The sequence below is a fragment of the Massilia scottii genome (assembly GCF_030846495.1).
In the GTDB taxonomy this organism is placed as follows: Bacteria; Pseudomonadota; Gammaproteobacteria; order Burkholderiales; family Burkholderiaceae_D; genus Telluria_A; species Telluria_A violaceinigra.
This window is the reverse complement of sequence record NZ_JAVCWM010000005.1, coordinates 156,557-168,660: the sequence shown is the minus strand read 5'-3', so window position 1 is coordinate 168,660 and position 12,104 is coordinate 156,557. Positions and strand designations below refer to the sequence as shown.

At 65.1% G+C, this 12,104-nt stretch carries 11 protein-coding genes; 1 reads left to right on the top strand and 10 read right to left on the bottom strand.

Annotated elements, in window-relative coordinates:
* Positions 1–273: 273 nt before the first annotated feature.
* Positions 274–819, top strand: a complete 546-nt coding sequence (ppa, locus tag RBA41_RS08470; protein ID WP_054263314.1) for an inorganic diphosphatase — start codon at positions 274–276, stop codon at positions 817–819.
* A 178-nt stretch (positions 820–997) separates the two neighbouring features.
* Here the strand turns inward: ppa and RBA41_RS08465 are convergent, their stop codons facing one another.
* The 10 genes from RBA41_RS08465 to RBA41_RS08420 form a co-directional block, all read right to left on the bottom strand.
* Positions 998–2,431, bottom strand: coding sequence for a PA domain-containing protein (locus RBA41_RS08465; protein WP_306623014.1), 1,434 nt, complete (start codon positions 2,429–2,431; stop codon positions 998–1,000).
* Positions 2,421–2,798: a post-PEP-CTERM-1 domain-containing protein gene (locus RBA41_RS08460; protein ID WP_306623012.1), complete on the bottom strand. Its 378-nt coding sequence runs from the start codon at positions 2,796–2,798 to the stop codon at positions 2,421–2,423. The genes RBA41_RS08465 and RBA41_RS08460 overlap by 11 nt, the downstream gene beginning before the upstream one ends.
* Entirely contained in the window at positions 2,792–3,484 is a 693-nt protein-coding gene (locus RBA41_RS08455; protein WP_306623010.1) for a choice-of-anchor J family PEP-CTERM protein, read from the bottom strand. The genes RBA41_RS08460 and RBA41_RS08455 overlap by 7 nt, the downstream gene beginning before the upstream one ends.
* 257 nt (positions 3,485–3,741) lie before the next feature.
* Positions 3,742–4,824 (bottom strand): branched-chain amino acid ABC transporter permease, encoded by a 1,083-nt coding sequence (locus tag RBA41_RS08450; RefSeq protein WP_306623008.1) that lies wholly within the window; start codon positions 4,822–4,824, stop codon positions 3,742–3,744.
* A gap of 9 nt (positions 4,825–4,833) precedes the next feature.
* Entirely contained in the window at positions 4,834–5,871 is a 1,038-nt protein-coding gene (locus tag RBA41_RS08445) for a branched-chain amino acid ABC transporter permease (RefSeq protein ID WP_374709518.1), read from the bottom strand.
* Positions 5,872–5,926: 55 nt separating this feature from the next.
* A complete protein-coding gene (locus tag RBA41_RS08440) occupies positions 5,927–6,652 on the bottom strand; it encodes an ABC transporter ATP-binding protein (RefSeq protein WP_306623006.1) in 726 nt (241 codons plus the stop codon).
* Between the two features lie 4 nt (positions 6,653–6,656).
* Positions 6,657–7,436, bottom strand: coding sequence for an ABC transporter ATP-binding protein (locus RBA41_RS08435; RefSeq protein WP_306623005.1), 780 nt, complete (start codon positions 7,434–7,436; stop codon positions 6,657–6,659).
* Positions 7,433–8,626: a substrate-binding domain-containing protein gene (locus tag RBA41_RS08430; protein ID WP_306623004.1), complete on the bottom strand. Its 1,194-nt coding sequence runs from the start codon at positions 8,624–8,626 to the stop codon at positions 7,433–7,435. The genes RBA41_RS08435 and RBA41_RS08430 overlap by 4 nt, the downstream gene beginning before the upstream one ends.
* Positions 8,627–8,677: 51 nt before the next feature.
* A complete protein-coding gene (locus RBA41_RS08425; RefSeq protein ID WP_306623002.1) occupies positions 8,678–9,625 on the bottom strand; it encodes an alpha/beta fold hydrolase in 948 nt (315 codons plus the stop codon).
* Between the two features lie 2 nt (positions 9,626–9,627).
* A complete protein-coding gene (locus RBA41_RS08420; protein WP_306623000.1) occupies positions 9,628–11,931 on the bottom strand; it encodes a TonB-dependent receptor in 2,304 nt (767 codons plus the stop codon).
* Between the last annotated feature and the right edge of the window lie 173 nt (positions 11,932–12,104).

Sequence of the window (12,104 nt, the reverse complement as noted above, 5' to 3'; positions counted from 1 at the left end):
CGCCCAGGTGTTTCCACAGCAGCCAACTGAACGACGAACTTGGACCCCCGCCGTCGCGGGGGCGAGGGTTTTAAGGTTAACGCTATGGCATAGTGCGCCGTTTTTTGTGCGCTCGCCAGCCGATTTCCTTGCCCTCACCAGCCGATTTCCTGCCCCTCTCCAGTCTATCCTCCCGCGCACAGCGTACGACGACGCTTGCTGCAATGCACAAGCTAGCGTGAAACTTCGTTATAATGTCGGCCATTGACCCCCTCAGCAATCTAAGGATATCCCATGAGTTTGAATAAAGTCTCCGCCGGCCGCGATGTGCCGAATGATTTCAACGTGATCATCGAAATCCCGATGAATGCCGATCCGATCAAGTATGAAGTGGACAAGGAATCGGGCGCGATTTTCGTTGACCGTTTCATGGGCACCGCGATGCACTACCCGTGCAACTACGGTTATGTGCCGAACACGATCGCCGACGACGGCGACCCGTGCGACGTGCTGGTCATCACCCCGTTCCCGCTGATCCCTGGCGTGGTGGTACGTTGCCGCGCCATCGGCGTGCTGAAAATGACCGACGAAGCCGGCGGCGACGCCAAGGTGCTGGCGGTTCCAGTCGATAAGATCCTGCCGATCTACAAGCACTGGCAAAAGCCGGAAGACATGAACGAACTGCGCCTGCAGCAGATCCAGCACTTCTTCGAGCACTACAAAGACCTGGAACCAGGCAAGTGGGTCAAGGTCGAAGGCTGGGGCGGCCCTGAGGATGCCAAGGCAGAGATCATGAACGGGATCGCCGCGTTCGACAAAGACAAAGCCGCCAAGGCGTAAGCCTTGCAGCGTCGTTGCCCTTGGCAGCGACCGGCCACCGGCAGATGGCATGCCGCGGTACACGACGCGCTCCCGAGGGAGCGCGTCGTGCGTTTACAGCCGCGTTTTTACCAGCCAGGTTCTACCACCCGCGTTTTTACCAGCCGCGCTTTACCAGCCGCGCATCACCAGCCGCGCATCACCAGCCGATATCCTGCAGCAGCGGATACGTCAGGTCGCGCGGCGGGTTGACGTCGTGCAGCAGGTCGGCACTGATGGAAGGCTCCATCAACTGGTTCGGCCTGGTATCGACCGAATAGTGCGATACCGACGAGCCCGGCGAAAACACTTCCGGACTGTACATGCGTATCCGCCGGACCAGGTCGGTGCCCGAGAGCCGGTCGGGATCGACGCCGAGGCTGGCAGTCACGCCCGACGACGTGCGCGAGCGCCGGACCATCACCGACTTGAGCTGGTTGCCCGTCGCCCGGTCGATGCGCACCGCCGGAATGCGTACGGCCGGATCGGTGCCGCCCAGCGGACTGACGGGGTCGGCCGTGTTTTCCATGACCACCATGCCGCGCGCGCCGGCGTTCTGCAAAATCCGGGCTTTGGTAACGAAGGTACAGGCGCCACGGTCGACCAGGGCGATATTGCCCCGGACCGCCATCGCGTTGGCCGGGCTGAGCGGGGTGCAGGCCAGGCCGCCGCCGTTGGGCTGGTCGACCACGGGCATCAGCTCGCCCGTGACGGCGTTTTGCCCCAGTTGCGGGCCGAACGCGGCGTCGCCCACTTCGTGGCTGCCGCTGGCCTTGCCCGCCGCCATGCCGCTGACCAACAGCTGGGGCTGGGGCGCGAGAACCTCGGCGGTGACCTTGTACACGCGTTCGCCGTTCCACGACAGGTTGGCGCCGCCAATGGCCGAGAGGCGCCGTTCGTCATTCTTCATGTTGACCCAGGTTTTGTTGTTGCGGATATCGACCAGGAAGTAATCCCAGATCGATGGCGTGCCGAGGAAGAACTCGCCGGTGCTTTCGTCGGTGAAGTTCTGGAACCCCAGGCCATGCGCCAGTTCGTGCAGCAACACGGTAACCAGGTCGATCTGCGCGCCGGCTTTGCGGTCCAGCCCGAGGTAGAAGCCGGAACCGGGCATGCAATCGGGGAACAGGCCGAGGCGCGAGTTGAAGCGCGCCTGGATATGCGCCTGGCCCGGCGTGGCCAGGTCGGTGCGCGCCAGCTTGCTGGCCAGCGCGCCCGGATACCAGGTGTCGGCCTTGGGCGCGTTGGGGAAATTGCTGAACACTTCCACCGCGCCCGCCGCGCCGAGCACCGCGCCGTCGGCGTTGCACGGCAGCGGCTCGAACGAGGCGGCCACCCTGACCGGCACCGGGCTGGTGAGCGTGCGGCCCCAGATGTCGGCCGCTTGCTGGAACGCGATGAGGCGCTGCGCCCCGAGCGTGCGCCCGCTGTTGCCCCCGACCGGCTGCACCGGCGTGGGATCGTTGAAGCCCACATTGGGCCCGTTGGTGTTGACGATCGTGATGGTCGCCGCCGCGTGGGCGCTACCGATGGTGCAGCAGAAAACAGCGAGGGCGGCGGCCGCGCGCCGCAGGAGGGGGCGCTTATTGCTCATTGCCGTGCTCCCCCGCTGGCGTGGCATGGTCGTGGGCGGCGTGCTGCGCGGCGGCTTCGCCTTCCACGCAGCGCTGGGCCAGCTTGCCGTCGGGCGTGCGCGAGACGACGGAATACACCATGCCGCGATCGCCCACGGGCGCGCTGCGGGTGCCGTCGGCACGCACCTGGACCTGCGGTTGCGGACGCGCCATCTGCGGTTGCTGCAAGTCGCCTTGCATTGCGCGCAGCTCGGCCGCGGTGGCCGGACGCAGTTGTCCGGTTTGCTTGTCGCGCACCACGGCCATGCCGTCCGCTTGTGCTGCGGCCGAGGCTGCCATCGAAAAGGCAGCCAGCGCGCAGCAGGTGATCAGGGTTCTACTCAACATGTTGAAAATCTCCCGGGTTCGTTCATGGTGAACTGCCTTCGGCGCAGCAATGCCAGACTGCCCAAGCCGACCAGCAGCATCAGGTAGGTACCAGGTTCAGGCACCGTAGTGACTACGACAGCGTCAATGCCGATATAGTTCGCTGCTGAGGCGTCGCCAAAGTAACGAAAGGCGAAACGGCCCTGGCCTTCATGGTCGAGGCTGGAAATGACCTGCTGCCAGACCGTGGGATAGGCCGATATGCCGCCGAGCACGCCGAGCACGGTGCTGAAGTTGCCGGTATCGGTGCCGCTGCCCGGGGAAAAGCGCACTTCGAGCGTGTCGCCAAAGCCGGACGCGCTGGCCGAGCGCGTGAAAAACGATAGCTCGCTGGGACCGATCAGGCTCACCACCGGCGTGATCAGCCAGTTGTCGATGCTGCCCATGCCGTTCTGCGCGCTCAGGAAATTGGCCGCGATATAGGACGAGGCTGGCCCGGAGGGGGCCGGGAACACGCCGGCGTTGCCTTGCGACCAGGACTGGCCCGGCGGGATGCTCTTGTTGTCGAGGGCCCAGTCGTTCAGGGTGCTGATGTCGTTGAAATGTTCGTTGAGGACCACGATGGGTTCGATGGCATGCGACGCAGCGGGCAGCGCGGCGGCCATGGCGATGGTCGCCATGGCAAGCAGTTTATGAGCTAGTTTCATCGTCGTTCTTTCAGCAGTTGCCAGTAGGATGGCACTTCCACTCGCGCTGGCAGGCAGCGAGGCCACGGTTGATCCCATGATAGGAGTGGAAGAAGCGCCAGCATTGATGTGCGCTTAATGTGCGAAGCGCGTTTTCGGGCAATCGGAGGGAACTTAAATGAAGAGGCGCGGCGAGGCCGATGCCGCCGGTGAGGAAGAAGGGAAAACTGAAGGGGAAGCCAACGTCCCCGCCGCTGCGGGGACGCTGTGAAAAACAATCAGTTGCCGGCTGCGCGCGCGGCAATCTTTCGCAAACGCAGTTTCCCTACGATTCCGAAGGGGAAAAAGTAGATCGACAGCACGAACAGTACGCCCAGCCACAGCATCCAGCGGTCCGGATGCAGGGCCTGCGCCAGCAAGGGCACGCCTTCCAGCGCGGCCGAGCCTTCGGCCATCAGCGACTTGAGATAATTCTGCGCGATGATGAACAAGGTGGCGCCGACCACCGCGCCATACATGGTGCCCATGCCGCCGATCACCACGATCAGCAGGATGTCGGTCATCACCTCGAAGCCGAGCATGGTCTTGGGCCCCACGTAGCGCAGCCACAGCGCCATCAGCGCGCCGGCCAGGGCCGCCACCAGCGCCGCCAGCACGTTGGCCCAGATCCGGTACAGCACCGTGCGGTAGCCCAGCGCCTCGGCGCGGAACTCGTTTTCGCGGATGGCCTGCAGCACGCGTCCGAAGGGCGAATTGACCAGCCGCAGCAGGAACAGGAACAGCAGCAGGCAGCCGGTGAACACGATGTAGTAGGTGATCAGCTTGCCGTCGATGGCGCGCCCGAACACGTCGGACTCGAACAGGCGAAAGCCGGGCGTGAGCAATTCCGGCACGCTGAAGGTCTTGCCGTCTTCGCCGCCGGTCAGGTCGGACAGTTGCGAGGCGAGCACGGCAAACGAAGAGGCGACCGCCAGCGTGATCATGGCGTAGAAGATGGCGCGCACGCGCAGCGCGAACAGGCCCACCACCAGGGCCAGCACCAGGGTGAGCAGCAGGGCCAGCAGCAGGCCGGTGAAGGCCGCGCCCCAGGTCGGCTCGCCGCTCGACAGGCCCAGTCCGACCCCGTAGGCGCCGATGCCGAAAAACATGGTGTGGGCGAAGGACACAATGCCGGTGTAACCGAGCAGCAAGTCGTAGGAAGCCACCAGCACGATATAGATGCAGATGGTGGCGGCGGTGTTGAGCGGGCGCGCGCCGCTGGTCAGGAAAGGCGCCAGCGCCAGTCCCAGCAGGATCAGCAGCAGGGTGGCGGACAAGGCCCGGCTGCGCGGCAGGTCGCCGGATAACAATTGATTGAGCATCGTCGTTCCTTAACGGCGCAGGTTGGAAAACAGGCCGGCCGGACGCCACAGCAAAATGGCGATCATCAGCATGATGTGCGACACCAGCGCGAACTTGGGCGCCAGGAAGCCGGCATAGTTGGCTACCAGGGCCATCAGCAGCGCGCCGATGAAGCAGCCGCCGACCGAGCCCAGCCCGCCGATGATGATGACGATAAAGATCATCACCATGATTTCGCCGCCCATGGCCGCGCTCAGGGTTTCCTTGTACAGGCCCCACAGCACGCCGCCCAGGCCCGCCAGCGCCGAACCGGCCGCGAACACGGCCACGAACAGGCGCCGGATGCGGTAGCCCATGGCCTCGACCATTTCGCGGTTTTCGACGCCGGCCCGGATCAGCAGGCCGATCTTGGTGCGGTTGAGCACCAGGAACATGGCCGCGAACACCAGCAGGCCGATCACGACCGCCACCAGCCGGTATTTCTCGACCGCCGCGTCGCCCAGCATCACCGCCCCGCGCAGGCTGGCCGGCAGCGGCAGGGGAATCTGCTCGGCGCCCCAGATCACGTTGATCAGCTGCTCGGCCACGATCATGCCGCCCATGGTGATCAGGATTTGCTTGAGATGCTGGCCGTACACAGGTGCGATGATGATGCGCTCGAAAGCCCAGCCGAGCAGCGCGGTGGAGAGCATGGCCACCGCGATCGCCAGGCCCAGCACGCCCAGGTTGATCAGCAGCGAATCGACGTCGAGCCAGCCGCGCATGGGAATGAGGACCATGGTGGCGGCGTAGGCGCCGACCGAGACGAAGGCGCCGTGGCCGAAGTTGAGCACGTCCATCAGGCCGAACACGAGCGTCAGTCCGCTGGCCATGATGAAGATCATCATGCCCATCGCCAGGCCGGCGATGGTCAGGGTGACCCAGGTGGGAAAGCTGCCCACCAGCGGCAGCATGAGCAGGATCAGCGCGGGCACCAGCAGCAGCGGCGCGATGTCGCGTGTCGCCGCCGGCAGCGGGGTATCGCCTGATGCGGCCGGGGCGGCGGGCAGCGCGGTGGCGCCGCTCACCGGAGGTGATTTCGTGGTCACGTGGTTGGTCTCCGTGTTCATGATGGGTGCAGGTTCATTGATGGGAGCTCAGTGCCAGCCCGAGCAGGCGTTGCTGCAGGTCCTGGTCCTCGACCAGCTCGCGCATGGCGCCGGCGTGGACCACGCGCCCGTCATCCATCACCGAGACCGTGTCGCCCAGGTGCCTGACGAAGCTGAAGTTTTGCTCGACCAGCAGGATGGTGGTGTCGGTCTGCTTGAGTTCGCGGAAGGCGGCGATCAGGCTCTGGATGATGGCCGGGGCCAGGCCCTTGGTCGGCTCGTCGATCAGCAGCAGCTTGCGCGGCTCGACGATGGCGCGCGCGATGGCCACCATCTGTTTCTGTCCGCCCGATAGGTTGCCGGCCGGGTAGTGCCAGAATTTTTTGAGCGCCGGAAAGAAGCCGAAGATCCACTCGACCCGCTGCTCGTCGAGCGGCCCGTTGCGCGCCGCCAGGTACAGGTTTTCGCGCACCGTCAGGTCGGAAAACACGGCCATCGATTCGGGCACGTAGGCGATGCCCAGCTGCGCGATGTCGGGCGTGGGCAGGGCGGCGATATCGTGCCCGTTGAAGCGCACCGTGCCGGCGCTGGCTTTCCACAAGCCCATGATGGTGCGCAGGGTGGTGGTCTTGCCGGCGCCGTTGCGTCCCAGCAGCACCGACAGGCCGCCGCGCGGCACCGTCAGGTCGACCCCCTGCAGGATGTGGTACTCGCCGATGTGGGTGTGGACCCCGCTCAGTTGAAGGATAGTTTCAGGCATGGCTTCACGCATGTTCGGGGGTTCCCAGATAGGCTTCCTGGACGATGGCCGACGCCATCACCTCGGCCGGATTGCCGTCGGCGACCAGGGCGCCGTTGTGCAGGACGATGATGCGGTCGGCCAGCGAGCGCACCACGTCCATCTTGTGTTCGACCAGCAAAATGGTCTTGTTGCGCTCGGCCTTGACCTGGTGGATCAGGTCGAGCACGACCGGTACTTCGTCCACGCTCATGCCGGCGGTCGGTTCGTCGAACATCATGACCGCCGGCTCCAGGGCCAGGAGAATCGCCACTTCGAGCTTGCGCTTGTCGCCGTGCGACAGGGCGGCCACGCGCGTGTCGCGCCGGCCGGCCATGGAGACGCGCTCCAGGTAACGGTCGGCGCGCACGATCAGGTCAAGGTGGCTGGACCAGCGCGTCAGCATCGAGCGCATATTCATGCCGAAGCCAGCACGGCTTTGCACCGCCAGGCGCACGTTCTCGCTCACCGTCAGGTGCGGGAACAGGTTGGTCAGCTGGAAGGCGCGGCCGATGCCGAGCGCCGTGCGTCTGGCCGCGCCATGGCGGGTGATGTCGGCGCCATCGAGCAGCACCGTGCCGGAGGTGGCCGGCAGCTGGCCCGACATCAGGTTGAAGTAGGTGGTCTTGCCGGCGCCGTTGGGGCCGACGATCACGGTCAGGGTGCCGGGATAGAAATCGGCAGTCACCTGGTTGACCGCAACGTGCCCGCCGAAGCGGATGCTCAGTTCGCGCGTCGACAGCGACGGCATGGCCGCCGGCGTCATCGCTTGTTCCTCACCGGTAGCGGCAGCTCGCTGGCCGGGATTTCGCGCACCAGTTCGAGCAGGTCCCACTCGTTTTTCTGGTCCTTCTTGATCTTGAAGTGGTACATCGACTGCAAGGCCTGGTGGTCTTCCTTGCGAAAGCTCATCTTGCCCTTGGGCGTGTCGAATTCCATGCCTTCCATGGCCGTGATCAGCTTTTCGGTATCGCCCGAATTGGCCTTGGTCAAGGCCGTGACCACCGCGCTGGCGGCGGCGAAACCGCCGGCGGTGAACATGTCGGGCGGGGCCTTGTAGCGCTTGCTGTGCTCGGCCACCAGCCAGTCGTTCATCTTGTTCTTCGGAAAGCCATGGTAGTAGAAGATGGTGCCCTGGGTGCCGGCGAAATTCTTCCAGGTTTTCATCACCGGCAGGATGTTGCCGCCCGGGGACAATATGATGCCGTAGCGCTCGGGCTTCATGTCGGCCAGCTTGTTCATGGGGTTCGGGCCGGCCCAGACGATTTGCAGCAGGCGCGGCTCGGGCTTGTTCTTGAGGGCGTCGAAGATGCGCTGGGCCGGGGCGGTGAAGTCGGTCGTGTTCTGGGCCGCGTATTCCTCGTGGATCACCTGGGCCTTGCTGCCGGTGGCGGCCAGCGCTTCCTTGCCGGCCTTGACCGCATCCTTGCCGAAGGCGTAGTCCTGCGCCAGGAAGGCCACGCTGCCGGCCTTGAGGGTGCTGGCGGCGGCCAGCGCGTCCTGCATCGAGCTGCGCGCGGTGCGGAAGATGTAGCGATTCCATTTGTCGCCGGTGATGGCGTCGGCCACGGCCGGCTCGATGATCAGGATCTTCTTGTACTCCAGCGCCACCGGCAGCATGGCAATGGCCGAGCCGGACGAGGTGGTGCCGACCGCGATGTCGGCCTTGTCGTCGCCGTAGGCTTCGGCCAGCAGGGTGCGTCCCAGGTCGGGTTTGCTCTGGTCATCCTTGACGATCACCTTCAGTTTGCGCCCGTTGATTTCCATCTTGCCGCCGGTGAGATACTCCAGGCCCATCATGAAGCCGGTTTCGGTCTCCTTGGCATAGGTTTCCAGGATGCCGGTCTTGCCGGCGATGAGGGCGATTTTCAGGTCGGCCGCGGCCATGGCCGGTGCCGCCAGGGTGGTCGCGAGCGTGGCCAGGACGGCCGCTGCCAGGGTGTTCAGTTTGTGCATCGTGTCTCCTCGTTGGGGTGCTGCTTTATATTTGTACGGTCGGTTACAGGGTCAGTCTACCTGTCCCAGGAAGCGTTCGATCGCTTGCCGGGCCGGCGCTTCGGTCAGCATCGGCGCGTGGCCGACGCCGGGTACTTCGGCGTACTGCATGGCCGGCGCGGCGCGCTGCATGTAGCTGGCCTGCTCCTGCTCGACCAGATCGGACAGGCTGCCGCGCACCAGCAGGGTGGGGCGGTTGCGCGCCAGGCGCCGGAATGCCAGGCGCGACATCCACGACGACGGCTTGAGCTTGCCGGTCCGCAGGGGCAGGGCGATGTTGGGGTCGTAATGCAGCACCAGCTGGCCGGCATCGTTTTCGCTGAATGCGCGGCGCGCCCACTTGTTCCATTCGGCCATGTCGTTCGATGGAAACGCCGGCTGGTTGATGTCGCGCATGTACTCGGCCGCCTGTTCCCACGACATCATGGTGGCGCCCTTGCCGGCGTAGGTGGCGATGCGCGACAAGCCTTTTTGCGAGATCACCGGGCCGACGTCGTTCAGGACGGCGGCGGCGATCAGTTTCAGGCGGCGCAAGGCCAGGGTCATGGTGATGATGCCGCCCATCGAGGTGCCGACGAACACGGCGCGCTCGATGCCCAGGTCGTGCGCCAGCTTGATGACATCGCCGGCGTACACCGCCGGGTTGTAGTGGGCCGGGTCGGGGTCGCGCGCCGACTGGCCGCGCCCGCGCACGTCGAGCGCCAGCACGCGCCGCCCGAGGCTGGCGATCCATGGCGCCAGCTCGTCGAAGTCGCCCGAGTTGCGCGTGAGCCCGTGAATGCAGATGACGGGCAGGCGCGCCGGCCCGCTGTGGCCCGGATAGTCGCGCGCGTACAGGGTCAGGCCGTCGTCGCTGGTGTAGCTGACGTCGTTGAATTGCCTGGCCGCGCCCGCAGCGCCGGCGGGGTGGAGGTGGCGGGCCGCCTGCGCGCCATCGTGTTCTTGTACTTGTACCGACATGCTCAGAACCGGTACTCGAGCGTTGCCGACACGGTGCGCGGGGCGCCGTAAAAGGCGGTCAGCACGCCCTCCTTGCCAAGGTTCGGGAAGACGTAGCCACCGGTGCGATAGCGTTTGTCGCTCAGGTTCTTGCCGTGCAGGCCGGCGCGGATCCTGTTGTCGGCGCTGGTCCACGTCAGGCTCAGGTCGTACAGGGTGTAGGCCGGCTGGTCGAGCACCGAGGCGTATTCGAACTGGGTGGTGTCGTCCTTGTAGGAGGCGCTGCCGCTGACGCTGAAGGTGCCGCTGCGGCCCATCATCGGCAGCGCCATATCGTAGGTGGCACGCAGGTTGGCCGAGTTCTTCGGCGTGTTCTGGAAGTAGCGCTCGTTGGCCACATTGACCAGGGCCGGCACGCCGCCGACCAGTTGCGATGTCAGGTACTGGGTGAATTCGGCGTTGATGTGGCTGTACATGCCGGTAACGCTGAGGGCGTTGGTCAGCTTCGCGCTCGCTTCGAGTTCGATGCCGCGGATCTTGGCCTTGCCGGCGTTGGTGGTCACGCCGGCGAAGCTGTCGGGGCGGCCGTCGCCGTTGGTGTCGACCTCCACCGAGCCGGGAATCTGCACATCCTTGTATTTGCTGTCGAACAGGGCGATGTTGGTCAGGATGCGGTTGTTGTTGTACGACGATTTCAGGCCCAGTTCGAGCGAGTCGATGGTTTCCGGCAGGAAGCCGGCGCGCGCGGTGGCGTTGCTGATCTTGGTGCCCACCACGTTCATGCGCGGGTCGAAGCCGCCGCCCTTGAAGCCGCGCGCCCAGCTGGCGTAGATGTTCTGGTTGGCGCTGGCCTTGTAGGCCAGGCCCACTTTCGGGGTGAATTTCTTGTCTTCGCGTTCCAGTTCGCCGTGGGTGAAGTCGGTATCGGTGCGGAACAGCACGGCGTTGGGGTTGCCCATCGCCGGCGAGCCATCCTGGCCGAGATAAATCTGGCGCAGCACGCTCGCTTCGCGCTTGTCGACCGTGTAGCGTCCGCCCAGCGAAAAGCTGAGGGCATCGTTGACTTTATAGTTGGCGTCGGCGAACACGGCCCAGGCCTTGGTGTCGATGTCGCCCAGGGTATAGGTCGAGCTGGGGAAGGCGCCGGCCAGCACGGTGTCGAAGATGTTGAAGGCGTTGGCGTCGATGTAGTACACGCCGGCCACGCCCTGCACCTTGTCGCCGGTATAGGTCAGCTGGAATTCCTGGCTGAACTGCTTGTTCTTGTACAGCGCCGGCACGTGAAAGTCGGTCATGGCCAGCGAATCGAAATCGATCGGCGCGTACGATTTGTCGCGGCGCGCGGCGGTCACCGACTTGACGCTCAGTTGCGGGCTGACTGTGTATTCGAGCAGCGCCGACCAGCCGTGGGCCTTCACTTCCTGCTCGTGCCCGAGCGCGCGGGTCAGGTTGGCGCGGGTATCGTACACGTTCGACAGGATTTCGGCGCCGCTGGTGCGCCCGACCGTCACGCGGTGGCCGTTGCGCGGGCTCGAATCGTCGTCGGTGGCGTCGCCGGCGAGGCGGATGAACAGTTCCGGCGTGGGCGTGAATTCGGCCGACAGGCGCGCCGCGGTCATGTCCTTGTCGTAGTTGTGCGCGCCCGTGACGAGGTTGCGGCCATAGCCGTCGCGCTTGAAGCGGGCGATCGAGCCGCCCACCCGCACCGTGTCGGAGATCGGCGTGCTGGCCGTGAGCACCGCTTCGCGCTGGCTGTAGTTACCCAGGGCGAGGCGGGCGCGGATATCGGTTTTGGGGCCGAGCTTGCGGGTCACGTACTTGACCGCGCCGCCGATGGTGTTGCGCCCGTACAGGGTGCCTTGCGGGCCGCGCAGCACTTCGATGCGCTCGACGTCGTAAATATCGGTCACGGCGGCCTGCGGGCGCGCCAGGTAAATATCGTCGAGGTAGATGCCGACGCCGGCTTCGAAGCCGGCCAGCGGGTCTTGCTGGCCGACGCCGCGAATGAACGCGGTCAGGGTCGAGTTGGTGGCGCGCGAAGCCTTGAGCGTGGTGTTCGGAATCGACAGGGCGAGGGCGGTGATGTCGGGCGTGCCCTGCTTGGAGAGCTGGTCGCCGCCGAACGCGGTCACCGATACCGGGACGTCCTGCAGGTTCTCGGGACGGCGCCGCGCGCTCACCGTCACCACGCCGGCGTCCTGGATGGGGCCGGCGGCGGGAGCGCCCGGCTCGGTCTGTGCCTGCGCCGTACCCATCGCCCCTCCCGACAGGGCCAGCACGGCGGCGGCAATACGATGTAAAGGGAAATGTCGAATGGTCAGGCGCATGGTGTTGTCTCCTTGAGTTTTTTTGGACAATGCGGGAAGCCAGGAATGAACGCCATGCAGTGTGCCCCCATTTAAATTTGCGCGAAAGATAACGAAACGCCCACCCACTGTGCAAATTTGCACAGTGGTTTATTGTTCAACTTCTTCTTTGCACACGGGCTAGTTCCTCTGGG